This window comes from Bacillus chungangensis (assembly GCF_030812995.1).
Classification (GTDB): Bacteria; Bacillota; Bacilli; order Bacillales; family Bacillaceae_C; genus Bacillus_CF; species Bacillus_CF chungangensis.
Window position 1 is genome coordinate 34,090 of sequence record NZ_JAUSTT010000023.1, and the last position, 25,497, is coordinate 59,586.

Sequence of the window (25,497 nt, forward strand, 5' to 3'; positions counted from 1 at the left end):
ATGTGAACGACGTTGCCAACTACTGAAGTCCAATTCATCCCAGTTAAAATTCATTTGACAACCACTATTTTTTTTCAAGAGGAACCGGAAAAATATGAACTTACGCTGTTTGGCAGCCACTATCGGAAAAAGGATGCTGTTTTTTTAAAATATGACGAAATTCAAGAAGAAGGAACAATCAATACCATTGTCAAACTTTCAGGAGAGGAAGCGTTGATTTTGCGAAAAGGAGCTGTGACGATGCGCCTTCCTTTTCGCTTGAAAGAAAAAATGAATGGTTCCTATGATAGTCCTTATGGTACGTTGGCTTTATCAACGAAAACGAAAAAACTAAGCCACACATACACAGAAGAAGGAATAATAGAGGGAGAAGTACAACTAGCGTACTCCATGATCATGCAAGGCACAACAGTTGGTACTTATGACATGAGGATTGAATATAAGGAGGATATAAGAGAGTAATGAATATTGTAGCGAATATGCAGGAGCAATTGAAAGAAGAAATAAAAGCAGCGGTTTTAAAAGCAGGACTAGCATCAGCAGAACAAATACCTGAAGTGATGCTGGAAATGCCAAAAGAAAAAGCCCATGGTGATTATTCTACTAATATGGCAATGCAACTTGCTCGTATAGCAAAGAAAGCACCGCGCACAATTGCTGAAGAACTAGTAGCTCATTTCGATAAATCGAAGGCCTCTATTGAAAGCATGAATATTGCTGGACCAGGTTTTATTAACTTTTATATGAATAATCAATATTTAACGAATTTGATTCCATCTATTTTAACGGCTGGAGAACAGTACGGCCAATCTGATGTCGGGAATGGGAAACGGATTCAGATCGAGTTTGTTTCAGCAAATCCAACAGGTGATCTCCATCTTGGCCATGCCCGCGGTGCAGCAGTAGGCGACTCGCTATGCAACATACTTGCAAAAGCCGGCTATGAAGTAACACGAGAATATTATGTTAACGATGCTGGAAATCAAATACATAACTTGGCACTTTCAGTTGAAGCAAGATACTATCAAGCACTTGGCTATGAAAAAGAGATGCCCCAGGATGGCTATCATGGACAAGATATTATCGATATCGGAAAACAACTGGCAGAGGAACATGGAAAGACACTTGTTCATGAGGACGAACAAGCACGCTATACATTCTTTCGCGAATATGGTTTAAAGCATGAATTGGCAAAGCTAAAGAAAGATTTAGAAAATTTTCGGGTTCGTTTTGACAGTTGGTTTTCTGAGTCAATGGTTTATGAAAATGGCAAAATTGATGAGTCGCTTCAAATATTGCGTGAAAATGGCCATATATATGAAAAGGATGGTGCTACATGGTTCCGTTCTACAACCTTTGGGGATGATAAAGACCGCGTGCTAATTAAAAGTGATGGCACTTACACATACTTAACACCAGATATTGCCTATCATAAAGATAAGTTTCAACGAGGATACAATAAGGTGATCAATATTTGGGGAGCAGACCATCACGGATACGTACCAAGAATGAGAGCAGCAATCGAAGCACTTGGCTACAATTCAGATGATTTTGAGGTCGAAATTATCCAGCTTGTCCATTTATTTAAAAATGGCGAAAAAATGAAAATGAGCAAGCGAACAGGGAAAGCAGTGACAATGCGTGAGCTAGTTGAAGAAGTTGGTCTAGATGCAGTTCGCTACTTTTTTGCGATGAGAAGTGCTGATACACATATGGATTTTGATCTTGATCTTGCTGTGGCAGAGTCTAATGAAAACCCAGTATATTATACGCAATATGCACATGCTCGTATTTGCAGCATCATTCGGGCTGGGGAAGAAAAGGGAATAAAAACAGAAGATGGTGCAGATTTTTCTTATATTAAGTCAGAAAAAGAAATGGATCTGCTGAAAAAACTTGGGGATTTTCCAGCTGTTATCGCAGACGCAGCTGAAAAAAGAATTCCCCACCGGGTTGTCAACTACATGAATGAACTTGCTGCCGCATTCCATAGTTTCTATAATGCAGAAAAAGTCATAGATATGGAGAAGATGGAATTAATGAAAGCACGTCTGTCTTTAGTCAAAGCGGTACAAATAACATTGAAAAATGCATTAGCGCTTATTGGTGTTTCTGCTCCTGAGAAAATGTAAATTATCAAACAGCAAGCTTTAACGCGTTGGTAGTCAATATGTTCAAATAAGCAGGAAGTTTTTTCGTATTATTCGGGTTGTCCGTAAAACTGTCATGATGAAAGTTATCGTAAAAGAAGGGGGTGCTAAATACCCCTTCTTTTTATAAATAATCTTGTATCATCCAGGCAGTCAATTCTTTGATTTTTGTTATCCATGTTGTCTGTTGAAGATCTCTTAATGTTAAGAGCTCTGAATGAAGAATATCTTTCTGAAAGACAGATGCTACTTGATCGGTAAACGCTTGGTCATAAATAAAACAGTTTACTTCATGATTAAGTGCAATGCTTCTTCGATCAAAATTTGCTGTTCCAATATCACACATGTTTCTGTCGATAATCATCACTTTTGCATGAAAAAACCCATTCATGTATTGGTAAACGGTTGCACCTTCACGCAATAGTGGGCGCAAATAGCGAAATGATGCTTCCTTCACTAGGGAATGGTCAGATTTGTTTGGAATTAAAATCGTGACCGCAATTCCTCTGCGGACAGCAGCAAGCAGCTTTTCAAATAATATTTTTGTTGGTACGAAATAAGGTGTGCCAATTTCAATTGACTGCTTCGCACCATCTATCAGGTCGCCAAACTCCTCTTCTAAATACTGTCCTTCCGAAGGGAAAAAACGATGTTGGACATGATGAGCCGTTAATGAGGGAGAAGGAGAAATGGAATGAATTTTTCCGTCAATGTGATGTATCCTTTCCCAATCAATAAGAAACTCCTGTTGCAGGTCGCCAACACTTTCTCCAGTTATTCTCAAGTGATAATCGCGCCATGGCGATAGAACGGGATCTAAGTTGATATATTCTTTTCCAATGTTATAACCGCCAGTATATCCAATTTTTCCATCAATGACAGTAATTTTGCGATGGTTGCGCTGTTGTAATGAAAAGAAATAGAATGGGAAAGAAGGCTGATGAGAAAACTCAATTTCAACCCCTGCGGCCTTTAATTGCTGTAAGGTTTTTCGTGATACATGAAATCTGCTGCCAGCCCAATCTAATAGCAGTCGTACTTGAACGCCTTCTTTAGCTTTTTTTTGAAGTAAAGTCATAAATTCCATACTTATTTTGTCATTTTTTACGATGAAAAAAAGAATATGGATGGTGGATGCTGCATGTTGAATATCGGAAAAAAACATGTTGAACAAATCTTTTCCGGTTGTAATAAAGGTAAGTTCGCCATTTCGAAGAGGATACTCCCGCTTTCTCAATTTTTTTCGGTGCAGTCTTTTTCCAAGATGAAAATCGACCACACACCAAGCAATGATGATGATGGAGATAATCAAAATCCATTTCACACGTTATCACTCACCTAACCATAAAATAAGTATTTAAAGTATGAGGGCTTTTCTCAACAAGCTTGGAAGAACCCTTCCTAAAATAAAAATTTCTAAAATAGAACAAATTTCATCATGACCAAACTAAATACACAGCTGTTTGCAGTCAGGAGCATGTGTACTTTGGCTAAGTAAGCTCCACTATATTGTTGCCAAAAAAGCTTTATTTAGTATCCGTATGTGAACAAAAATAATGACAGGCGAACCAACATCCTTCTTTTTAAAGCAGATCTATTTTGCGCATTTGAATATGTACATAAAAATTGTCTTGCAGTTGACAATACGCTGGAACTTCTATACGATTAAAGTCATAAATCGCATACCTATACAGGGAGAGGTTCATAGCAAAAACCCTCTATAAAAAACTATGGTGATTGAGACAATAAATAAAAACGATATCGTTTAGATGGTTTTGTAGAACCTCTCCCAAGATTTGCGGCAAGAAAAACAGGGGAGGTTTTTTTATGGTTGGAAGAAAAGAGGAAAGTTTAAAGGATATATCGTTATTAGGCAATCAACAAACAACATATGAATACAACTACGCACCTGAAGTGCTGGAAGCAATTGAAAATTTGCATCCATACAGAGATTATTTTGTAAAGTTTAACTGTCCAGAGTTTACGAGCTTGTGTCAATAGGGGCACACTTCAGTGGTGACACTGTCGCTTAAACCTCGTGAATTCAGGGGAGGAAAATTTTTTTCTAATCCTGAGCCAAGCCTTGATAGAAGGAAGGTGCAGAGACTATCGAAACCACTTCATTGCAAAAGCGAATAAAAGTAGCAAAGAGGGAAGGGAGTAGAGTACATCTATTATGATGGAAGCGCGAGGGTTCTTATGATAGTATCGCAGCTAAATAAGAATATGATATAGTCCATCTGCTGTAAAAAACAGCAGCGCCGCAAACGGGACAACCAGACTTTGCAACGATTTATTTAAGTTATATTCCGAATAAAAAGATAGTAGAAAGTAAATCATTGAAGCTTTATTTGTTCAGCTTTCGCAATCATGGCGATTTTCACGAAGATGTCGTCAATATTATCATGAATGACCTTATAGAATTATTAGACCCGCGTTATATAGAAGTATGGGGGAAATTTACGCCGCGGGGAGGTCTATCAATTGACCCTTATTGCAATTATGGAAAGCCTGGAACAAAGTTTGCAGAAATGGCAGACAACCGATTAATGAACCACGATATGTATCCAGAAAAAGTGGATAATCGCTGATCCCATGGCATCAGGTGGAGAAAACTTCCTCCTGATGCCATATTTTTTCTATCATTGATTCCTCCAAATAACCAACATGAACGGCATTCCAAATGCTCACGCTTATTGAAGTACGACTTTGGGAAAATAAATCTATTTCATGTATAATCGAAGAAAAGAACTGTCAGGAGTCAAGTAGGAGGATTAGTGATGAAACGTTTTTATTCATTCTTAACAATGCTGTTGCTTGCAACAAGCATGTTAGTGGGATGTAATACAGCACAAGAACCTGTAAAAGAATCCGAAACAAAACCTAAAACAGAGCAAAAAACAAAAGAAACTGCAGCATTCCCCGTTACTGTAACGGATGCCTTAGGTGATAAGGCAACAATTGAAGCGAAACCAGAAAGAATTGTGACACTCGTTCCAAGTATTACAGAAACGGTCTTTGCTTTAGGACTTGGCGAAGCCGTAGTCGGTGTTTCGGATTTTGACAATTATCCAGAGGAAGCAGCCGCGAAAGAAAAGGTTGGCGGTATGGAATTTAATGTCGAACAAATAATTGCTTTAAAGCCTGACATTGTATTGGCTCATGAATCAGGATTGTCAAAAAAGGAAGGGTTGGAGCAGCTTAAAAATGCAGGTGTGACAGTCATTGTCGTTCAAGATGCACAAAGCTTTGACAAAATGTATGATTCCTTTGCCTTAATAGGAGAGGCAACAGGAACATCAGAAAAAGCTGCTGAATTAACGGAAAATATGAAAGTGCAGTTCGCAGCACTTGAAGAAAAAGCTGCGAAAATTCCAGAAGCGGATCGTAAAACCGTATTTATTGAAGTGTCTCCTGCACCAGATATTTTTACAACAGGCAAGGGAACTTTTATGGATGAAATGTTAACAATCATTCGTGCTGAAAATGCAGCCAAAGATGAAGATGGCTGGGTACAGCTTAATGAAGAAGCAATTATTGCATTAAATCCAGATACGATTATCACAACGTATGGAGATTATATTGATAATGCCCCAGCCCAAGTGCTAGAACGGAAGGGATGGCAGGATATAAAAGCGATTCAGGCACAGCAGGTCTATGAAGTTCATCCTGATCTTGTTACTCGTTCTGGACCACGGCTGGCAGAAGGAGTAGAAGAGCTTGCCAAAGCAGTCTATCCAGAAATCTTTGCAAAGTAAGACGTTCTTTCCATATGTCATTGCAGTCGCGATCCTCGCGGCTGCAGTGCTGCTAGGTGTTTCCATCGGTACTGTATCAGTACCGATCTTCGATAGTTTTCATATTATTACCCGTAGTATATTCCGCATGCCAATGCCTGCTTCCATTGATCCAATGCATGAAAACATTGTGTTAAATATTCGGCTGCCGCGAGTCATTTTGGCAGGGTTAGTAGGTGCTGCTCTTGCAATTAGCGGCGCAGCATTTCAAGGGCTTTTGCGCAATCCACTTGCAGACCCTTACACATTGGGCATTTCGTCTGGCGCTTCGGTTGGGGCTGTTATGACAATCTTTTTCCAGCTTCATTTTCCATTGCTTGGATTATTTGCATTGCCGCTTTTTAGTATGATTGCTGCTTTTCTGACAATGGTCATGGTGCTGTTTTTCGCTCGTATGTTAGATGAGTCCATGCGTGTAGAAACACTTATTTTAACTGGTATCATTTTTAGTTCTTTTTTAGGCGCCTTGATTTCACTTATGATAGCGTTGACTGGAAAAGAGCTGCGGCAAATAATCGGCTGGCTGCTTGGGAGTGTATCGATGAGGGGCTGGGAATATGTATTCCTCATACTGCCATTTTTATTCATTGGTTTCTTTTTGCTGCTATTTCAAGCGCGAGCATTAAATGCGATGTCTTTTGGCGAAGAGAGGGCGCAGCACTTAGGAGTGGATGTTGAAAAACGGAAAAAAATTGTCTTGATTGCTGCCTCCATTTTAACAGGAGCAGCTGTTGCCGTATCAGGAACAATAGGCTTCGTCGGTTTAGTCATTCCACATTTGACAAGAATGCTTTGGGGGCCAACTCATCAGCATTTATTGCCATTGTCATTTTTAACTGGCAGCAGTTTTCTTATTTTAGCTGATCTCGCTTCCCGGACAATCATTGCTCCGACAGAACTCCCAATTGGTGTGATTACAGCTTTGATAGGCGCTCCAATATTTGCTGGCATTATGCTGAAAAGACGAACAGAAAGAAGAGGATAAGGATGATAAAAGTACAAGCTCTTTCCGGCGGCTATGCAGGAAAAAAAGTATTAAAGAACCTCTCTTTTTCTGTTGAAAAAGGAGAATTATTTGGCATATTAGGACCGAATGGCAGTGGGAAAACAACACTGCTGAAACTGTTAAGCGGCATGTTAAAAGCAAAGCATGGAAGTATAACGGTGTTGGGAAAGCCGCTTGAAAGCTATTCTGCTAAAGCATTGGCAAAGCTTATGGCAGTGCTCCCACAGCTTAGTACGGATTCCTTTGCTTATACGGTAAAAGAAACCGTATCTCTAGGCAGATATGCTCATCAAAAACGTTTGTTCCATAGCTGGAGTTTTGATGATGAAAAAATCGTTCAAGAAGCGATGGCACAAACTGGTGTCCAGCAATTTCAGCATCAGCATCTGCAAACGCTGTCGGGGGGTGAGAAACAGCGTGTATTTTTAGCGCAGGCCTTGGCACAGCAACCAGAAATCTTGCTTTTGGACGAACCGACGAATCATTTGGATCTTTCTTACCAAAAGGAGCTTTTAGAGCTGCTTAAAAAATGGACGAAAACACGTAATTTGACTGTTGTTTCTATTTTTCACGATTTAAATATTGCAGCACTCTATTGTGATCGTCTCCTGCTGTTACATAACGGCGAAATGGAAATGATTCATCATCCGAATGAAGTGTTAAAAGAAGGGCCTGTGCAAGCAGTATATCAGACGAATATAAAAATTATCCCTCATCCATGTATTTCAAAGCCCCAAATGATGTTTGTTCCTGACGAACAGTCTCGTGAACAGCCAATTCTGCTCCTTGATGAACGATATTTGCAACAAACAAAGGAAATGATTGTGTTTCATACGCCGATATTTTTAAAAACAATCTCTTCTGCTTTAGTCGGTTCAGGAATAGGATGGCGTCATACATTTGTGAATCACAGCGTCGAAAAAAATAATCACGATCCTCATTCGCAACAAGAAAAAGCAGTATTTTTTACAGAAAAAGGCTTTTTAGCAACAGAGACAGTCGGGATGATGACAACGGCGAAGCTAAGACATGTTTTTCATCAACTTTTTAAAGGGGATGGATTTTCTGTTTTTATGGTGGCAATAGCAGGAGACGAACAGCATACTGATAGAAAAGAAGCTGGGGGAATGAATTTGTGGGTTTTTGTGAACGGGAATTTAACTGATGAAGCATTGGTGCAAAGTATTGTGACAGCAACAGAAGCAAAGGCAAAGATATTGCGGGAGCTTGAAATCGAAGAGAAAATAACAGCAGCTGCAACAGATAGCTTGTTAGTCGCAGCAGCGCAAAATGGCAAGCAATTTAATGAAGCAAGTGCAAGTACGCCATTAGGAAAACTGATTGCACACGGCGTTAAAGCAAGTATAAAAGCCGCCATATTTAGCCGCTCATGATTTTTTATTTCTAACATGAGCGGCTTTGCGTTATATTTTAAAATAAAGGTATTAAAATCGAGGGTGTCATGTTTCCTCTTTAGGCATCACGAACAAATCTGCTATTTCATATGATAAAGAAAAAGAAATATGATACAAAAGCATTGACTGAATGCTCATTCACATATAAAGTAATGGTATAACATTTCAGAATATTTTATAGCGACAGAAAGTAGTCATTGATCAGAAAATAATGTATCATGAGGAACAAAAGAAAAAAATGGGGGTTTCACCCAAAGAGATTACCGATGAAGAGGGGGAGTGTTCTGTTATTATGAATACGTTACTATTGGTAAACTGGCTTGCATTTATTTTTGTAACCGTTTACGCGGTGTACTTATTTGCCTATGTAGTAAAAACAAGAATCGAATATATCAAACTTGGGAAAAAAGCAGAGTTTGATCGTAATGTAAAGAAGCGTTTACAGAATATTTGGGTGTATGTTTTTGGACAAAAAAAATTATTAAAGGACAAAAAAAGCGGCGCCATTCATGTGATGTTTTTCTACGGCTTTATTTTAGTCCAATTTGGCGCCATAGATTTTATTTGGAAAGGCTTGGCACCTGGTTCACATTTGCCGCTTGGGCCGTTATATCCAGCATTTAAATTCTTTCAAGAAATTGTTACTTTGACAATCTTAGTTGCTGTTTTTTGGGCGTTTTACCGTCGCTATGTGGAAAAACTCGTCCGATTGAAACGCGGATTTAAGTCAGGTTTAGTATTAATTTTTATTGGCGGTTTAATGCTTTCTGTTTTATTAGGAAATGGTATGGCGATTATTTGGCATCATGAACTGCTTAGCTGGTCGGAGCCAGTTGCATCAGGAATTGCTTTGCTTTTTAGTTGGATGAGTACTTCGGCTTCGGCCATTGTTTTCTATCTTTCTTGGTGGATTCACTTGCTTTTACTGCTCGCTTTTCTCGTTTACGTTCCACAGTCAAAACATGCCCATTTAATTGCTGGGCCGGCTAATGTTTATCTTCATCGATTGGATGGAGCAGGAAAACTATCACCAATTGATTTTGAAGATGAAACACAGGAAACGTTTGGCGTTGGCAAAATAAACGATTTTACACAACAGCAGCTAGTAGATTTATATGCTTGTGTCGAATGCGGACGCTGTACGAATATGTGTCCCGCCTCTGGAACAGGAAAAATGCTTTCGCCAATGGATTTAATCTTAAAATTGCGTGATCATCTTACTAATCACGGTGCCGCAGTAACGAGAAAACAGCCATGGGTTCCAAGTTATGCTTTTTCCCATACGCTGGGCAACCAGCTTGCTGCAGCAAGTGGTAGTGAAGGTGTGAAAGAAGCTGCTGCTGCCCTTGACTATCATCCAAGTTTGATCGGTGATGTGATTACAGAAGAAGAAATTTGGGCTTGTACAACTTGTCGAAATTGTGAAGACCAATGTCCAGTCATGAACGAACACGTTGATAAAATTATCGATCTTAGGCGATATCTTGTATTAACAGAAGGAAAAATGGACGCTGATGCGCAAAGAGCGATGCAAAATATTGAGCGGCAAGGCAATCCTTGGGGGCTGAACAGAAAAGAAAAAGAACAATGGCGAGAAGTGCGAGATGATGTACATGTTCCAACAGTGAAAGAGCTGAAAAAAGCCGGAGAGGAATTTGAATACCTATTATGGGTTGGTTCCATGGGAGCCTTTGACAGCCGCAGCCAAAAAATTGCATTATCATTTGCAAAGCTTCTTAATGAAGCAGGAGTAAAATTTGCTATCCTTGGCAACAAAGAAAAAAATTCAGGGGATACACCAAGGCGGCTTGGGAATGAATTTTTATTTCAGGAGCTAGCTGCTGCTAATATTGCTGAATTTGAAAAGAATCATGTGAAAAAGATCGTTACGATCGATCCTCATGCTTATAATATTTTCAAAAAAGAATATCCTGATTTTGGACTAGAAGCGGAAGTGTACCACCATACAGAACTGCTTCATCAATTGCTGCAAGAAGGGCGTTTGCAGCCGCAATATGAAGTGAAAGAAACGATTACCTTTCATGATTCTTGCTATTTAGGCAGATACAATGAAGTGTATGATCCTCCTCGGGAAATTTTGAAATCACTTCCAGGTGTAACACTTGTAGAAATGGAACGAAATCGTGATACAGGAATGTGCTGTGGAGCTGGCGGCGGTTTAATGTGGATGGAGGAAGATACGGGTCACAGAGTGAATGTTGTCAGAACAGAACAAGCACTTGCTGTTGCTCCTTCCGTCATCAGCTCAGGCTGTCCATACTGCTTAACAATGCTTTCCGATGGAACGAAAGCGAAGGAAGTAGAGGACGAAGTAAAAACATATGATGTGGCAGAGTTGCTTGAAAAAGCAGTTTGCGGAGAGCCAGGCCATTTAGAGGCAGCTTCATCTAACTAAGGAAAGTACTCGAAATATTTTTAAAACAGCTCGTTTTGGAAAGCGCAGCTTCGTTATGCGCTTTCCTTTTGAATTTTTTTGAAAATAAGGTATTTTAAAACATCTTTTCTTCCGCTACAATAAAGAGAAAGAAAAAAATGTAAGAGTAGCATGAGCGAGCGTTCAGTCATCAGGTGCTGATTATTCGTGATTTAGCTTAGGGGTATATGATGTTCATCATGTCCGGAGAAAACAACCGGCGAATTTCTTTGTCGCTTTGCAGCTGCGTTTCCTCACGTATTAGTATGCGTTTTGCTTGTTCATCGTAATTCTTGTGCTTTTGTCCTCCATTTTATACTTGAATTGAACACTAGAAATGTAAGCGATTACGAAGAGGGAACTGTTTTTTTAATAGCTTTCATCATTGTTAGTTAGTGATGAGGAAAAGAGTGAATATTTTATCCCACATCTAACTGGCAGTAAGAACCCCACCTCAGAGTAAGAGGAATCAAGAAGTCTAGGTGGGGGATAACTGAAAGTCAAATGTCCGATTGGTTCAGGCCGACAGGATAAGGAAAGCTCCTTGAATCAGCATCGCACGAAGAAAAAGTGCTCTTCTTTTTCGAGGATGTCGGTCACAAAGGCGTTGCAACAGGACAAGGGAAGCTTCGGCAGCGATACATCGAACGAAGAAAAGCGGTTTCCTTTTCGAGGACGCCTGCGACCTTAGCCTTTGTTCTACTTCTCATCAGTGGGGGATGAGAGAAAACCCCCACTGATGGAAGTTTCACTTTATAACGAGAAAGGGAGAGAGAAGAACATGACAAATACAGTGATTGTCAGTGGTGCAAGAACGTCCTTTACTAAATTTGGCGGAGCTTTTAGTCCGTTAACTGCTGCAGAGCTTGGCGGCGCCGCAGTGAAAGAAGCATTAAAAAGGGCACAAATACAACCTGAGGATGTAGGAGAAGTAATGTTGGGAGCAGTATTGCAAGGTGGGCAAGGACAAATTCCATCACGGCAAGCTGCCCGATATGCTGGAATTCCATGGGAAGTGAAAACAGAGACAGTTAATAAGGTTTGTGCTTCCGGTATGAGAAGCGTAACGATTGCTGATCAAATTATTCGTGCTGGCGATGAAAACATCATCGTTGCAGGCGGAATGGAATCGATGACGAATGCTCCTTATTTTATCCCTAAAGCACGTTGGGGCTTGCGAATGGGAGATTCATCATTGAAGGATTTACTTTTACATGATGGTTTAACCTGTTCCTTTTCCGGCGTTCACATGGGGATTTATGGGAATGAGACGGCACAGTCATTAGGAATATCACGCGAAGCACAAGATGAATGGGCGTTCCATAGCCACCAACGTGCAATCAAAGCGATTGAAGCTGGAAAATTTGCCGAAGAAATCGTTCCTGTGGCAGTACCACAACGAAAAGGGGAGCCAAGCATTGTCAACAAAGATGAGGGGCCGCGCGGAGACACATCATTAGAAAAACTAGCCAAATTATCCTCTGTTTTTTCAAAAGAAGGAACGATTACTGCCGGCAATGCTCCAGGAATAAATGATGGTGCAGCAGCGCTTGTATTAATGGATGAAGGACGTGCGCGGAAAGAAGGGAAAGCAGTCTTAGCAAAGATTTTAGGTCATGCAGCTATCGCTGTTGAAGCAAAGGATTTTCCGAAAACACCTGGACTTGTTATTAAAAAGCTTTTAGAGAAAACGAAAAAACAAATAAAAGAGATTGATTTGTTTGAAATTAATGAAGCGTTTGCTGCAGTAGCGCTGGCAAGTATAGAAATTGCAGACCTAGATCGAGAGAAAGTAAATGTGAACGGTGGAGCTATTGCGCTTGGCCATCCGATTGGAGCAAGTGGCGCCCGCATCATTTTAACGCTTGCTTATGAATTAAAGCGCCGCGGCGGTGGTATTGGCATAGCAGCTATTTGTTCAGGCGGTGGGCAAGGCGATGCCATCATGATTGAAGTGCCAACGAATTAAAGAGAGATTAGCCATCTTAAAGCAGCATCAAATGAAAACTGTATTAGATGAGGAAAGAGAGGTTAAAACTGATGGAAATTAAAAATGTGATGGTTGTAGGTGCTGGCCAAATGGGTGCTGGCATTGCACAAGTATGTGCCCAAGCAGGTTATCAGGTACTGCTTCATGATATCAAAGAGGCCGCAGTCGAAAAAGGCCTAGCTGTGATTCAGAAAAATCTCACAAGACAAGTAGAAAAAGAAAGAATGACAGAAGACGATAAAAATATGATTCTAGCAAATGTTATTAAATCGACAACAATAACTGATGCGGAGAACGCAGATATCATCATTGAAGCCGTAGTTGAAAAGGTGGAAGTGAAAACAGCTATCTTCACAGAGCTTGATCGCTATGCTCCAGCTCATGCAATTTTAGCATCCAATACGTCATCTTTGCCAATTACTGAAATTGCTGCTGCAACAAAGCGCCCGGATCGTGTGATTGGGATGCACTTTATGAATCCGGTGCCTGTGATGAAATTAGTAGAAATCATCCGTGGGTTGGCCACAACAGAAGAAGTATTTTCTGTCATTGAAATGATGACGAAAAAATTAAAGAAAGTGCCAGTTGCTGTCAATGATTTTCCTGGATTTATCTCTAATCGTGTATTAATGCCAATGATTAATGAAGCAGTTTATGCACTATATGAAGGTGTCGCTTCAAAAGAAGCGATAGATGAAGTCATGAAATTGGGAATGAATCATCCAATGGGGCCATTAACACTTGCTGACTTTATTGGGCTTGATACTTGTTTGTTTATTATGGAAACATTGCATGACGGTTTTGGAGATGACAAATATCGGCCATGTCCTTTGCTCAGAAAGTATGTAAAAGCGGGTTGGCTCGGAAAGAAGACTGGGAGAGGCTTCTACACATATGAGTAAAAGCGAATTCCCATTTAAAAATTAAACGTCAGTATCAAAGATTCAGATTTTCAGGAGGAGGAAGTTATGTATTTATCGTTCACAGCAGAACAGGAAATGATGCGAAAAATGGTGCGGGATTTTGCGGAGTCTGACATATCACCATTTATTGCAAAAATGGAAGCTGGCGAATTTCCCAAAGAAATCATTATGCGTATGGCAGATTTAGGGCTAATGGGAATCATCGCTCCAGAAAAACACGGCGGTTCTGGAATGGACTATATTTCATACATTATTGCTATTCATGAGCTATCGAAAGTAAGTGCAACAATCGGTGTCATTTTATCGGTTCATACATCTGTTGTTATCAATCCGCTTCTTCAGTTTGGAACAGAAAAACAAATAGAAAGATATGTGCCAAAACTTGCTCAAGGAAAATCTCTTGGTGCATTTTGTTTAACAGAGCCAGGTTCTGGTTCAGATGCAGGAAGCTTAAAGACGCAAGCTGTACAAACCGGCGATCATTTTATTATGAATGGTTCAAAGATATTTATTACGAACGGCGGCGAAGCTGAAGTTTATCTTGTTTTTGCACAAACGAAGATAGGAACAGAAGAGCAGGGAATATCAGCCTTTATTGTCGAAAAAGATACACCTGGCTTTATTATTGGTAAAAATGAAAAGAAAATGGGTCTGCATGGGTCAAAAACAGTAGCGATCATATTTGAGGACATGAAGATTCCTGTTGAAAATCTTCTGGGGAAAACAGGAAGTGGAATGAAAATTGCGCTCTCAAATTTAGATGTTGGCAGAATTGGCATTGCAGCACAAGCGCTCGGAATAGCAGAAGCAGCATTGGAAGCTGCCACGGCCTATGCAAAAGAGCGTAAGCAATTTGGAAAAGAGATTGCTGCTCAACAAGGGGTTGGCTTTAAATTAGCTGATATGGCAACAAGTGTTGAAGCAGCAAAACTTCTTGTCTATCAAGCTGCAATGCTGTGTGAAAAAGGTTTGCCATGCGGCAATGAAGCATCGATGGCGAAGCTTTTTGCTTCAGAAACAGCGATGAAAGCAGCGATAGAAGCAATTCAAATTTTTGGCGGCTATGGCTATACAGAAGATTATCCAGTAGAACGTTATTTCCGTGATGCAAAAATAACCGAAATATACGAGGGTACAAGCGAAATCCAACGGCTTGTTATTTCTAAGCATATTTTGCGTTGTAGCATCAACTAAAGCTTCCCGTCTAAGGCTGAGAAGCAGGTGTGGACGATAGGAAGTGAGAAAGTGTTTTTCGCACCTCTCACTTCTATTCAGTTCGAAGCAAAAAGATAAGGAAAATGAATGACACGCTTTCTTGCTTTTCGCTTAGGATCTTTTACACAGAGTGATAAGGATAATAACCAGTATGAAGACTACAAGCTATCTTATATAATTCAGGGGGGCATCAACATGCATTTTAAACTATCTGAAGAACATGAAATGATTAGAAAAATGGTTCGAGATTTTGCGATGAATGAAGTGGCGCCAACAGCAGCAGAGCGAGATGAGGAAGAAAGATTCGATCGGGCTATTTTTGACCAAATGGCTGAACTTGGCTTGACAGGCATTCCATGGCCGGAAGAGTATGGCGGCATTGGGAGTGATTATGTAGCCTATTGTATTGCCGTAGAGGAGCTATCACGGGTTTGTGCTTCAACAGGTGTAACATTGTCTGCACATACGTCGCTTGCTGGTTGGCCAATTTTTACTTTTGGAACAGAGGCACAAAAGCAAAAATATTTGAAACCGATGGCAAAGGGTGAGAAAATTGGAGCATATTGTTTAACAGAACCAGCGTCTGGCTCTGATGCCGGTGCAATGACGACAACAGCTCGCCTCGATGGAGACGATTATCTCTTAAACGGCTCCAAAATCTTCATTACAAATGGCGGCATTGCCGATACTTATATTGTTTTTGCACTAACAGCTTCAGAAGACAAGCATCGGGGAACGACAGCATTTATTGTTGAGGCTGATTTTCCAGGTTTTTCAGTAGGGAAAAAAGAGAAGAAACTAGGAATTCGTTCTTCGCCAACAACAGAGGTGATCCTGGAGAATTGTAAAGTGCCAAAAGAAAATGTACTGGGAGAGGTTGGCAAGGGCTTTAAAATTGCAATGATGACATTAGATGGCGGCCGCAATGGAATTGCGGCTCAAGCAGTAGGAATTGCACAAGGGGCGTTTGATGCAGCAGTTGCATATGCGAAAGAACGCAAACAATTTGGCAAACCGATTGCTGCACATCAAGGTATTTCTTTTAAAATAGCTGATATGGCAACTAGCATTGAAGCTGCCCGCTTGTTAACGTACCAAGCTGCATGGCTGGAATCAAACGGTTTCCCGTATGGAAAAGAATCAGCAATGTCAAAGTTGTTTGCTGGTGACACTGCGATGAAAGTGACAACAGAAGCAGTACAAATATTTGGCGGCTATGGATACACAAAAGATTATCCGGTAGAACGTTATATGCGAGATGCTAAAATTACACAAATTTATGAGGGCACTCAGGAGATTCAACGTCTTGTCATCTCACGCATGCTCACAAAATAAGGGCTGGTTTTTTGAACAAACCACTTCGTAACATTTTAAAAATAAGCAAGATGTGGGAGCTATTCTTTACTTCTTGTAAAAGGGAGAAGGTTCAATTAAGCGGTGAATAAAAAAAGGGAAGTACAGGCATCAGTGAAGGATGAACGGCTTGTGAAAGTACGTCGTGATCAAATGATTCGCGGTGCTGTCTCATTATTTAAAGAAAAAGGATACCATAAAACCACAACGAGAGAAATTGCTAGTCAAGCAGGCTTTAGTATTGGAACATTGTATGAATATATACGTACAAAAGAGGATGTTTTATATTTAGTTTGCGATAGCATCTATAGTCAAGTAAGTGAACGCCTAGAAAAAATGAATGCCGAAATAGGAGATTTAGCTAGTTTAAAACGAGAGATTGCATATTTTTTTAAAATTATGGATGAGATGCAGGATGAAGTGCTCGTCATGTATCAGGAAGCCAAGTCTCTTTCCAAAGAAGCGTTGCCTTATGTGTTGAAAAAGGAATTAGAAATGGTTGGGATGTTTGAGCGTTTGATTAATTGTTGTATTGAAAAAGGAGAACTGGAAATGACGCCCGCTCAAGTCCATCTATTAGCCAATAACATTTTTGTCCAGGGTCAAATGTGGGGATTTAGGCGTTGGACATTGCATAAAACGTATACGCTGGAAGAATATATTCAACTGCAAATAGACTTATTGTTTACCGGTATAGAAGGATTTGAAAATAGACAAAAGGAAAGGAGATAAAAAATAGAGGTGTGCCAAAAGAAGCGATACATTTATCCCACATTTAACTGGCGAGTCAAGACCCCCACCTCAGGGAGTAAGAGGAATCAGAAGCGCTAGGTGGGGAATAACTGAAAGTCAAATGTCCGATGGGTTCGGGTCGACAGGATAAGGAAAGCTTCTTGAATCTACATCGCACAAAGAAAAAGCGGTTTCCTTTTCGAGGACGCCTGCGATCTTAGCCTTTGTTCTATTTTCCATCAGTGGGGGATGAGAGAAAACCCCCACTGATGGAAGTTTCACTTTATGTCTGCATCTAGTTTGTTTGCTGCACATGATGCTTCCGTTCATTATCACAACATTAAGAACAGTAAGATATAAAATGTTTTCTATATGAATGGGAGTTTCCATGGCAAAAAACAAGAAGTATCACGACAATCTGCTATCAATTAGGTTCTCCATTCACCTAATTGATAGCAGACATTCTTTTCAAACCGAACAATTAGGTGCAAGAAGTTTCAATTTGCTGTGCATATCAGAGAAATGAAAGGGGCATCCTGTCGAGATAAAAGAACTGTCCCTCGCAAATTGGTAACCACTAATGACATTTTGATAAGTATAGTACTCCTTATTAATATCTCTTCACATGCTGCTGTTTGAATGAATCCTCGACATCTTTTAGCTGCTTATCTCCTTATCACTTTTAGCATAGAAGGAAAGGGACTTGCGAAAATAGATGATAAAAAGTTAAGCTGTACAAAAAGGGAATATAGGAACAAAATAAGTATCATATAAAGAAAGAAGGGAGCGATCTAGTGAGATATTTATTGAAATATGCTGTCTTCGTTGGGGTTTGCATTATAACATTTATGCTATATCAAAGGATGTTAGGAGCAATTCCATTATTGATGATATCTTTTTACTTATTTTATTTAGCGTATCAAGACATAAACCACTCACAAGTACGCTTCCCACGTAATTTGTTCAAAAAAAGGAAATGCCCCTAAAAAGCGAAAAGATTAGGAGGGAAATATCTAAGCAGCCTAGCATAAAAGCAAAGAAATTGTTTATAATGATTAGTACGATTTTTTCCATATTGTAATCTTATTTTTTAAAGGCAAGTATGATTTTCTGCATTTGTAGGAAAAATCATGTTGTACTTGAATGAATCTACAACATTCAAAACGATCTGACGGAGGTGCTTCTCCCACTTAATGGAAGAATCGATCTTTTAAGCAGGAATCTTGATCTTTAATCATTACGGTTAAGCTAATACTTAAAAATTATTTGTTTTAAGTATTGTTGTCTTGTCATTTAAAAGGTAGAATAAAGCCGTTAGTCTCATTTAGTAAATTGAGATAAGAAATAATCCATTCAAACAAGGATGAGCCATTTCTAAAAAACAAGCTTAAAAAGCCAACAAAAAGCCATTATATTTTACATTTTTTTAAAGCTTGAATAATGATCATGTCTCAAATAATGAATGGAACTTTCCAGCAGTTCATCACAGAACAACTTGCCCTTCAATATGAGGGTCTTACCAGCAGTTAATGCGGGATAAATAGTGTTAAAGAGGGAAAGGAAGTGCCGATGTTGAGCCTGCAAGAATTACCGACTGAAAATCTTGAAGAGCAATCTTTTATTGATGCCGCACACAGTATTTTTAAAAACAAAAAAGAAGTGCTGACGTTTAAAGAATTATTAGATAAAGTTGCTTCATCACTTCAATTGACTGAAGAGCAAGTACGAGCTCGAATGGTTCAATTCTACACAGATTTGAATATTGACGGCCGTTTTATGGCTTTGGGGGAAAATCGCTGGGGACTTCGTGCTTGGTATCCGATCGATCAAATTGATGAAGAAGTGGTGCCATCAGTAAAAACGAAAAAGAAAAAAGGTAAAAAAGTGAAAGAAGAAGTGTTTTTGGAAGACGACGATCTAGAATATGACGATGTAGATGAATTTGATGAAGAAGATGATCTTCTTGAGAATGATGAAGAAGATGAAGAAGTTGAAGAATTTGATGAAGAGCTTGAAGAAGACGAGGAAGAATTTGATGATGAAGAGATCATTGATGACGATGAATTTGAATTAGATTCAGAAGATGAGCTGGAAGAGGCAGAAGAAGAATAATCCACTTGACTTCTTTTATTTAGATGGGTAGTATTTTATTTGGGCTCCTTAAAAAGAACGAAATTACCGAGCGCTCCCTTACCATTGTTGTAAGTGGGGCGTTTTATTTTTTATCCCACATCTAACAGGCAGTAAGCCCCCCACCTTAGGGAGTAAGAGGAATCAGAAGCGCTAGGTGGGGGATAACTGAAAGTCAAATGTCCGATTGGTTCGGGCCTACAGGATAAGGAAAGCTTCTTGAATCAACATCGCACGAAGAAAAAGCGGTTTCCTTTTTCGAGGACGTCGTGCTTTTAGCTTGAGATCCTTTGTATGGGGGATAAGAGAAACCCCCACTCATGGAAGTTTCACTTTATCCCATATCCACCAATACTAGGGATGGGAAGTGAGAAGTGATTGGGAAGCAAGTTCCTTTCTCATCTCTCACTTCTATTTCGTTTTTGTCCGATTGGTTCGTACCGAAATGGAAAGTGTTTGAATCGTCATTGTACATTTTTCGAGGACTCAGATCACATGTGTTGCAATAGGAAAGGACTGCTTCGACAGCGGGACCTTGCGAAGAAAGTTTTTTCTTTTGAGATCCTCTTCTGGGGAGAAATCCCAATGAGTGAAGTATCACTTTATCCGGAAAACTATGGGTAGTACAAATGTTGTTCTGCAAGAATGGATGTAAAAGGAACAATGTATGAAGGGAGAAAAGAAAGTGACAAAGTATATTTTTATTACTGGCGGTGTCGTATCGTCATTAGGGAAGGGAATTACAGCAGCTTCATTGGGACGTTTGCTAAAAAATAGAGGTTTACAAGTAACCATCCAAAAGTTCGACCCCTATATAAATGTGGACCCTGGTACAATGAGTCCTTATCAACATGGTGAGGTTTTTGTAACGGATGATGGTGCTGAAACGGATTTGGATTTAGGCCATTATGAGCGTTTTATCGATATTAATTTAAATCGATACAGCAATATTACAACTGGTAAAGTGTATGCTGAAGTACTGAAAAAAGAGCGGCGTGGAGATTACCAAGGTGGAACTGTACAAGTGATTCCACATATTACAAATGAAATTAAAAACCGAGTATTCAGTGCAGCTCGTGAAACCAATGCTGATATTGTGATGACAGAAATTGGAGGGACAGTCGGCGACATTGAATCATTGCCTTTCCTTGAAGCAATTCGTCAAATCAAATCGGATGTAGGTCATGAAAATGTGATGTATATTCATTGTACCCTTGTTCCATACTTAAAAGCTGCAGGAGAAATGAAAACAAAACCGACACAACACAGTGTGAAAGAGCTTCGCAGCCTTGGAATTCAGCCGAATGTAATCGTCTTGCGGACAGAAGAACCAATCTCACAAGAAATGAAGGATAAAATTGCATTGTTTTGTGATATCCATACAAATGAAGTAATTGAGGTCCAAGATGCAAACACATTATATGCTATTCCTTTAGCTCTTCAGAATCAGCACCTCGATGACATTGTTTGTCAGCATTTAAAACTAGATTGCCATGAAGCAGATATGACAGAATGGAAGGCTTTAGTGGACAAAGTTACCCATTTATCAAAGACAACAAAGATTGCACTTGTTGGAAAATATGTAGAGCTGCAAGATGCTTATATCTCTGTTGTGGAAGCATTAAAGCACGCTGGCTATGACTTTGATGCGGATGTAGAGATTGATTGGATAAACGCAGAACAAGTTAATGAAGAAAATGTAAATGAGCTCTTAAAAGAGACAGATGGCATCATCGTTCCTGGAGGATTTGGAGATCGGGGAGTAGATGGAAAAATAATGGCGATTCAATATGCACGCGAAAACAAGATTCCTTTCTTAGGAATTTGTCTCGGTATGCAGCTGGCTGTTGTTGAATTTGCGAGGAATGTACTCGGTCTTGCAGATGCGCATACGACAGAAATAAATCCAGAAACAAAGCATCCAATCATTGATTTGCTGCCTGAACAAAAAGAGGTGGAAGATCTAGGTGGAACACTTCGTCTAGGCCTATATCCGTGTGAGCTAAAACAAGAAACGAAGGCATTTGCTGCTTATAATAAAGAACTAGTCTACGAACGGCATCGCCATCGTTATGAGTTTAACAATGTTTATCGTGAGCAAATGGAGAAAGCTGGCTTATCTTTTTCTGGTATAAATCCAGAGAAGCAATTAGTAGAGGTTATTGAATTATCAGATCATCCATGGTTTGTAGCAACACAATTTCATCCGGAATTTACTTCCAGACCAACTCGCTCTCAGCCATTGTTTCATGGCTTTATTGAAGCAGCATTAACTAAAAAAGACGCCGCATACTAAAATGGCGTCTTTTTTCTCTGTTAATACCGTTTTTTATCCCACATCTAACTGGCAGTAAGACCCCCATCTCGGGGAGTTAGAGTATCAAGAAGTCTAGGTGGGGGTTAACTGCCAGTAAATGTCCGATTGGTTCAACTAGCCATCAGTGGGGGATGAGAGAAAACCCCCACTGATGGAAGTTTCACTTTATCTAGCATAGTCAACTAAAATATCATCGAGACTAAGTTTGAGACAGTGATATAGATAAAGTGCTACTAACGCATTTGGGAAACAAAAACGTTCACCGTTTTCTCCCGGCAGCACCCCTTTTGTTAAACCGAGATTTAAATGTACATCTGCTAAGTCAGTTAAGTTAGCTTCTTCTGAAGTGATATGTGTAGAAATAGCAGTAAAAGGAATCTGCTTTTCCAGAAGTGCTTCACCCAACATGACTGCCTCACTGTCATGAGAATATCGGGTAATGAGAAGAAGTCGATCTGTAGTAGAAAGTGATATCAAGTCTGTAAAAGGCTTTGCTTTCTTTAGCGGCTCTATTCCTTCCAACGCTTCGAACATAACAGCTTCCATCTCGTGAAATCCCTTTATGTATATTGTACCCTCTCCAACAATCGCTTGGGCTAGTAATCGCGCACCATCTTCAATCATTTCCTCATTGATTTTTTGGCATTGCTGAAATCTTCCAGTTAACTGAGTTGTAAACATTTTTAACATAAAAACGCTCCTTTTGTCATGCGTGTCAATAAATAATTGGCTATTAAACAGTCAGAATAGTAAGAAGCTTATACATGAGCAGCTATTTTTTCTTGTTCAGTGCGAGTTGTGCGATGGATGTCATGGATAACGACAGTTCCGATCATCAATTGCACTTCTCTAATATATTACGATAATAAATAAAAAAGCGCTATTTCTTGTCTCCCATTAAATAAAAATTTTGTAATTAGCAGGAGAATGTAGGGCAGTTCTCGAAGTATACTTGCGGGGAGAAGTGTTAAGGAGAATCGTTTTGGAAGAAAACATCGAATCTTTGAACAAAATAGAAAAAAGAGGTGGATGAGATGAATAAGAAAATACTGATTGTGGATGATCAATTCGGCATTCGCATTTTGCTGAATGAAGTCCTGCAAAAAGAGGGCTACAACATTTTCCAAGCGGCAAACGGAATACAGGCGCAAGAAATTGCAAAGAAACATTCTCCAGATCTCGTCTTATTAGATATGAAAATTCCAGGAATGGATGGTATTGAAATTTTAAAACGCATAAAGAAAATTGAACCAGATATACGAGTCATTATTATGACTGCATATGGTGAGCTTGATATGATACAAGAAGCGAAGGAATTAGGAGCACTTGCCCATTTTGCCAAACCTTTTGACATCAGTGATATCCGCCAGGCTGTTAAACAATATATTTCCTAAAGTTTATAGGATTGTTAGCAGTGGATTACTTCATCATTAATTCATCAACCTGCCGATATATTCAAAAAACAGCTTCTATGAAAAGGATTTAATCAGATAGTAAGCGTTTATCTGATTTTCCTATATTCAGTTTGTTCACTTATTGACTAGTCGGATGGGGAGTATTTCTCCCCACAGTATTGTATTGACTCAAAAACGTACTGATAGGATTTTTTGATGAACCATTTAGTAACCGCCTCTACATCATATGTTATTATTTAGAAACAATTGGCAGATTCTAATCCTACAGAATCCAACCTCTTATTTATATTCATCATTCATTTTTTTCGTAATTGCACCTCTGCCTTTGATCAAAATGCCAGTAAACCGGACTTCGTCTAAAGCCTATTCATTACATCTCACATTTCAATGACAATAAGCCTTCTACTTTATGATTCAAAGTAATAAAAGCAGCTTTGATGGGGATAATTTTTGGGACTATCAGAGCTTCTTGTAACAGGATCGCAAGAGAAAAAAGTGATTTTTTTGAGAACAACTTTGTTTGTACCTTGGAATCCTCTTAATGGAAGATGAGGGGAAAACTCCATGAATAGCAGTTTCATTTAATCGTTAAAAAAGCAAACAATACTCCGTTAAGCGCAATAATTAAAAAATATTTTTCAAAAAATATGTATGTTTGATGGTAATCATACGGTTGTTTTGGTATTATACAAATGATAAAACGAAATTGTGCTTTCATGCACAACCTTTCAATTAGCATTATTTTTCCATGTTTTTTTGCCTAATGACAATGTCCTGATATTAGATAATAAGGATGTCGCCGTTTAGCAAAAAGTAAAGCAGTTTGATGAAAAGATAGAAAAAAAGATTCAATTCCATTTTAGATGGAATGCACCACAATTTGAAATGACATCTAGATAGAATCAAAGGAGGAAAAAAACATGCCATTAGTTTCAATGACAGAAATGCTGCAAAAAGCGAAAAATGAAGGATATGCTGTTGGTCAGTTTAATTTAAATAACCTAGAATTTACGCAAGCAATTTTGCAAGCGGCAGAGGAAGAAAAATCACCAGTAATTCTTGGTGTATCTGAAGGAGCTGCACGTTATATGGGCGGCTTTAAATTTACTGTCAAGATGGTGGAAGCATTAATAGAAGAATACAATGTGACAGTTCCAGTAGCGATTCATCTTGATCATGGTTCAAGCTTTGTTAAATGTGCAGAAGCTATCCATGCTGGCTTTACGTCTGTAATGATTGATGGCTCCCATCTTCCACTGGAAGAGAATATAGCTTTAACAAAAAAAGTTGTAGAACTTGCTCATATTCATGGCGTTTCTGTTGAAGCAGAACTTGGCCGAATTGGTGGTCAAGAAGATGATTTGGTCGTTGAAGATGCGGAAGCAGCTTATGCAATACCAGCTGAATGTGATCAATTGGTACGCGAAACTGGTGTTGACTGCTTTGCACCAGCATTAGGTTCTGTTCATGGCCCTTATAAAGGAGAGCCGAACCTAGGATTTGATCGAATGGAAGAAGTTATGAAATTAACTGGTGTTCCCCTTGTTTTACATGGTGGAACAGGAATTCCAACAAAGGATATTCAAAGAGCTATTTCTTTAGGAACTGCTAAAATAAATGTGAATACAGAGAATCAAATAGCTTCCGCTAAAAGAGTTCGTGAAGTCTTAGCGGAAAGTCCTGACGTATATGATCCACGTAAATATTTAGGACCAGCTCGGGAAGCGATCAAGGAAACAGTAATAGGTAAAATGCGTGAATTTGGCTCTTCTCAAAAGGCCTAATCTTGTCGCTCTAAGCTTTGACTCTTATCTTCTTTAGAGGAGAACGAAATGTTTCAAAACCGCCTGTCCAAATGAAGGCGGTTTTGGTTCATTTTTCAAGTGAACGCTTAAATATACTTTTTACTTTTTTTAAAAATAACATTTTAGAGGAGACAGAAAAAACATGAAATTTTTTATTGATACAGCTAATCTTGAGGAAATAAAAAATGCAGCTGAACTAGGTATACTATCTGGTGTAACAACAAACCCTTCTCTTGTGGCAAAAGAAAAAAACATTACCTTCCATGATCGCTTAAAAGAAATTACAAGCATTATACCAGGATCTGTAAGTGCAGAAGTAATTGCTACTGATGTAGAAGGAATGGTGAAAGAAGGCCGCGAGCTTGCAAAGATTGCTCCCAACATTACTATTAAGGTTCCGATGACGCCAGATGGATTGAAAGCAGTTCACCTTTTTTCTAAAGAGGGAATTAAAACGAATGTGACGCTTGTATTCAGTGCTAATCAAGCATTGCTGGCAGCACGTGCTGGCGCGACTTACGTTTCCCCATTTTTAGGAAGATTAGACGATATTGGGCATAATGGAATGGAGTTAATAGCTAAGATCACAGATATCTTCACTATTCATGACATCGATACCGAGATTATTGCGGCATCAATCCGTCATCCTCAGCATGTAACAGAGGCAGCATTAAATGGAGCGCATATTGCAACGATTCCTTATAAGGTAATCATGCAGTTATTCCATCATCCACTAACAGATAAAGGAATCGAAGCATTTTTAAACGATTGGCAAAATCGGAAATAATCCTAATATGCGTACAAAGGATACATGA

At 39.2% G+C, this 25,497-nt stretch carries 19 protein-coding genes and 1 pseudogene; 18 read left to right on the forward strand and 2 right to left on the reverse strand.

The annotated features are described in order from the left end of the window. The first annotated feature begins 12 nt into the window (after nt 1-12). Together J2S08_RS16830 and argS are read left to right on the forward strand one after the other, a co-directional pair. A complete protein-coding gene (locus J2S08_RS16830) occupies nt 13-462 on the forward strand; it encodes a YwiB family protein (RefSeq protein WP_307231567.1) in 450 nt (149 codons plus the stop codon). Beyond that, nucleotides 462-2,132: an arginine--tRNA ligase gene (argS, locus tag J2S08_RS16835; RefSeq protein ID WP_307231568.1), complete on the forward strand. Its 1,671-nt coding sequence runs from the start codon at nt 462-464 to the stop codon at nt 2,130-2,132. Before J2S08_RS16830 ends, argS begins: the two co-directional genes overlap by 1 nt. Nucleotides 2,133-2,274: 142 nt before the next feature. Here argS and cls read toward each other — a convergent pair whose 3' ends face one another. Then, entirely contained in the window at nt 2,275-3,474 is a 1,200-nt protein-coding gene (gene cls / locus J2S08_RS16840) for a cardiolipin synthase (protein WP_307231570.1), read from the reverse strand. Between the two features lie 503 nt (nt 3,475-3,977). Between cls and J2S08_RS16845 the strand changes: the two genes are divergently transcribed. The 13 genes and pseudogenes from J2S08_RS16845 to J2S08_RS16905 all read left to right on the forward strand — a co-directional run bounded on the left by J2S08_RS16845 (nt 3,978) and on the right by J2S08_RS16905 (nt 21,441). After that, nucleotides 3,978-4,151: a hypothetical protein gene (locus tag J2S08_RS16845; protein ID WP_370875707.1), complete on the forward strand. Its 174-nt coding sequence runs from the start codon at nt 3,978-3,980 to the stop codon at nt 4,149-4,151. A gap of 260 nt (nt 4,152-4,411) precedes the next feature. Further along, nucleotides 4,412-4,741, forward strand: a pseudogene (queF, locus tag J2S08_RS16850) (preQ(1) synthase); the annotation flags it as partial. Between the two features lie 189 nt (nt 4,742-4,930). Further along, on the forward strand, nt 4,931-5,908 hold the full coding sequence (locus J2S08_RS16855) for an ABC transporter substrate-binding protein (RefSeq protein WP_307231572.1): 978 nt from the start codon (nt 4,931-4,933) through the stop codon (nt 5,906-5,908). Continuing rightward, nucleotides 5,871-6,932 (forward strand): FecCD family ABC transporter permease, encoded by a 1,062-nt coding sequence (locus J2S08_RS16860; RefSeq protein WP_307231573.1) that lies wholly within the window; start codon nt 5,871-5,873, stop codon nt 6,930-6,932. The genes J2S08_RS16855 and J2S08_RS16860 overlap by 38 nt, the downstream gene beginning before the upstream one ends. A 2-nt stretch (nt 6,933-6,934) precedes the next feature. After that, a complete protein-coding gene (locus J2S08_RS16865) occupies nt 6,935-8,347 on the forward strand; it encodes an ATP-binding cassette domain-containing protein (protein ID WP_307231575.1) in 1,413 nt (470 codons plus the stop codon). A gap of 313 nt (nt 8,348-8,660) precedes the next feature. Beyond that, on the forward strand, nt 8,661-10,784 hold the full coding sequence (locus J2S08_RS16870; RefSeq protein ID WP_307231577.1) for a (Fe-S)-binding protein: 2,124 nt from the start codon (nt 8,661-8,663) through the stop codon (nt 10,782-10,784). 799 nt (nt 10,785-11,583) lie between these two features. Next, nucleotides 11,584-12,771, forward strand: a complete 1,188-nt coding sequence (locus J2S08_RS16875) for an acetyl-CoA C-acetyltransferase (RefSeq protein ID WP_307231579.1) — start codon at nt 11,584-11,586, stop codon at nt 12,769-12,771. Between the two features lie 71 nt (nt 12,772-12,842). Further along, entirely contained in the window at nt 12,843-13,694 is an 852-nt protein-coding gene (locus J2S08_RS16880) for a 3-hydroxybutyryl-CoA dehydrogenase (RefSeq protein ID WP_307231581.1), read from the forward strand. A gap of 66 nt (nt 13,695-13,760) precedes the next feature. Next, nucleotides 13,761-14,909: an acyl-CoA dehydrogenase gene (locus tag J2S08_RS16885; protein ID WP_307231583.1), complete on the forward strand. Its 1,149-nt coding sequence runs from the start codon at nt 13,761-13,763 to the stop codon at nt 14,907-14,909. Between the two features lie 216 nt (nt 14,910-15,125). Next, nucleotides 15,126-16,265: an acyl-CoA dehydrogenase gene (locus tag J2S08_RS16890; protein WP_307231585.1), complete on the forward strand. Its 1,140-nt coding sequence runs from the start codon at nt 15,126-15,128 to the stop codon at nt 16,263-16,265. A gap of 102 nt (nt 16,266-16,367) precedes the next feature. Next, on the forward strand, nt 16,368-17,015 hold the full coding sequence (locus tag J2S08_RS16895) for a TetR/AcrR family transcriptional regulator (RefSeq protein WP_307231587.1): 648 nt from the start codon (nt 16,368-16,370) through the stop codon (nt 17,013-17,015). Between the two features lie 1,569 nt (nt 17,016-18,584). Next, nucleotides 18,585-19,127: a DNA-directed RNA polymerase subunit delta gene (rpoE, locus tag J2S08_RS16900; RefSeq protein WP_307231658.1), complete on the forward strand. Its 543-nt coding sequence runs from the start codon at nt 18,585-18,587 to the stop codon at nt 19,125-19,127. Between the two features lie 703 nt (nt 19,128-19,830). After that, nucleotides 19,831-21,441, forward strand: a complete 1,611-nt coding sequence (locus J2S08_RS16905; RefSeq protein WP_307231588.1) for a CTP synthase — start codon at nt 19,831-19,833, stop codon at nt 21,439-21,441. Nucleotides 21,442-21,627: 186 nt separating this feature from the next. Here the strand turns inward: J2S08_RS16905 and J2S08_RS16910 are convergent, their stop codons facing one another. After that, on the reverse strand, nt 21,628-22,152 hold the full coding sequence (locus tag J2S08_RS16910; protein ID WP_307231590.1) for a DUF2529 family protein: 525 nt from the start codon (nt 22,150-22,152) through the stop codon (nt 21,628-21,630). A 344-nt stretch (nt 22,153-22,496) separates the two neighbouring features. Here J2S08_RS16910 and J2S08_RS16915 point away from each other — a divergent pair, with 344 nt between their 5' ends. The 3 genes from J2S08_RS16915 to fsa all read left to right on the forward strand — a co-directional run bounded on the left by J2S08_RS16915 (nt 22,497) and on the right by fsa (nt 25,469). Beyond that, the gene (locus tag J2S08_RS16915; RefSeq protein ID WP_307231592.1) at nt 22,497-22,856 is read left to right on the forward strand and encodes a response regulator; all 360 of its coding nucleotides are present in this window, start codon (nt 22,497-22,499) and stop codon (nt 22,854-22,856) included. Nucleotides 22,857-23,797: 941 nt separating this feature from the next. Next, complete coding sequence (locus tag J2S08_RS16920) at nt 23,798-24,661, forward strand: class II fructose-bisphosphate aldolase (protein WP_307231594.1); 864 nt, start codon at nt 23,798-23,800, stop codon at nt 24,659-24,661. 163 nt (nt 24,662-24,824) lie between these two features. After that, on the forward strand, nt 24,825-25,469 hold the full coding sequence (fsa, locus tag J2S08_RS16925) for a fructose-6-phosphate aldolase (protein WP_307231596.1): 645 nt from the start codon (nt 24,825-24,827) through the stop codon (nt 25,467-25,469). Nucleotides 25,470-25,497: the final 28 nt, after the last annotated feature.

Coding starts and splice junctions, on each gene's coding strand:
- J2S08_RS16875 (WP_307231579.1), top strand. CDS start 11,584: ATGACAAATACAGTGATTGTCAGTGGTGCAAGAACGTCCTTTACTAAA.
- J2S08_RS16910 (WP_307231590.1), bottom strand. CDS start 22,152: ATGTTAAAAATGTTTACAACTCAGTTAACTGGAAGATTTCAGCAATGC.
- J2S08_RS16890 (WP_307231585.1), top strand. CDS start 15,126: ATGCATTTTAAACTATCTGAAGAACATGAAATGATTAGAAAAATGGTT.
- J2S08_RS16865 (WP_307231575.1), top strand. CDS start 6,935: ATGATAAAAGTACAAGCTCTTTCCGGCGGCTATGCAGGAAAAAAAGTA.
- rpoE (WP_307231658.1), top strand. CDS start 18,585: ATGTTGAGCCTGCAAGAATTACCGACTGAAAATCTTGAAGAGCAATCT.
- argS (WP_307231568.1), top strand. CDS start 462: ATGAATATTGTAGCGAATATGCAGGAGCAATTGAAAGAAGAAATAAAA.
- J2S08_RS16870 (WP_307231577.1), top strand. CDS start 8,661: ATGAATACGTTACTATTGGTAAACTGGCTTGCATTTATTTTTGTAACC.
- J2S08_RS16920 (WP_307231594.1), top strand. CDS start 23,798: ATGCCATTAGTTTCAATGACAGAAATGCTGCAAAAAGCGAAAAATGAA.
- J2S08_RS16880 (WP_307231581.1), top strand. CDS start 12,843: ATGGAAATTAAAAATGTGATGGTTGTAGGTGCTGGCCAAATGGGTGCT.
- J2S08_RS16885 (WP_307231583.1), top strand. CDS start 13,761: ATGTATTTATCGTTCACAGCAGAACAGGAAATGATGCGAAAAATGGTG.
- J2S08_RS16855 (WP_307231572.1), top strand. CDS start 4,931: ATGAAACGTTTTTATTCATTCTTAACAATGCTGTTGCTTGCAACAAGC.
- J2S08_RS16845 (WP_370875707.1), top strand. CDS start 3,978: ATGGTTGGAAGAAAAGAGGAAAGTTTAAAGGATATATCGTTATTAGGC.
- fsa (WP_307231596.1), top strand. CDS start 24,825: ATGAAATTTTTTATTGATACAGCTAATCTTGAGGAAATAAAAAATGCA.
- J2S08_RS16915 (WP_307231592.1), top strand. CDS start 22,497: ATGAATAAGAAAATACTGATTGTGGATGATCAATTCGGCATTCGCATT.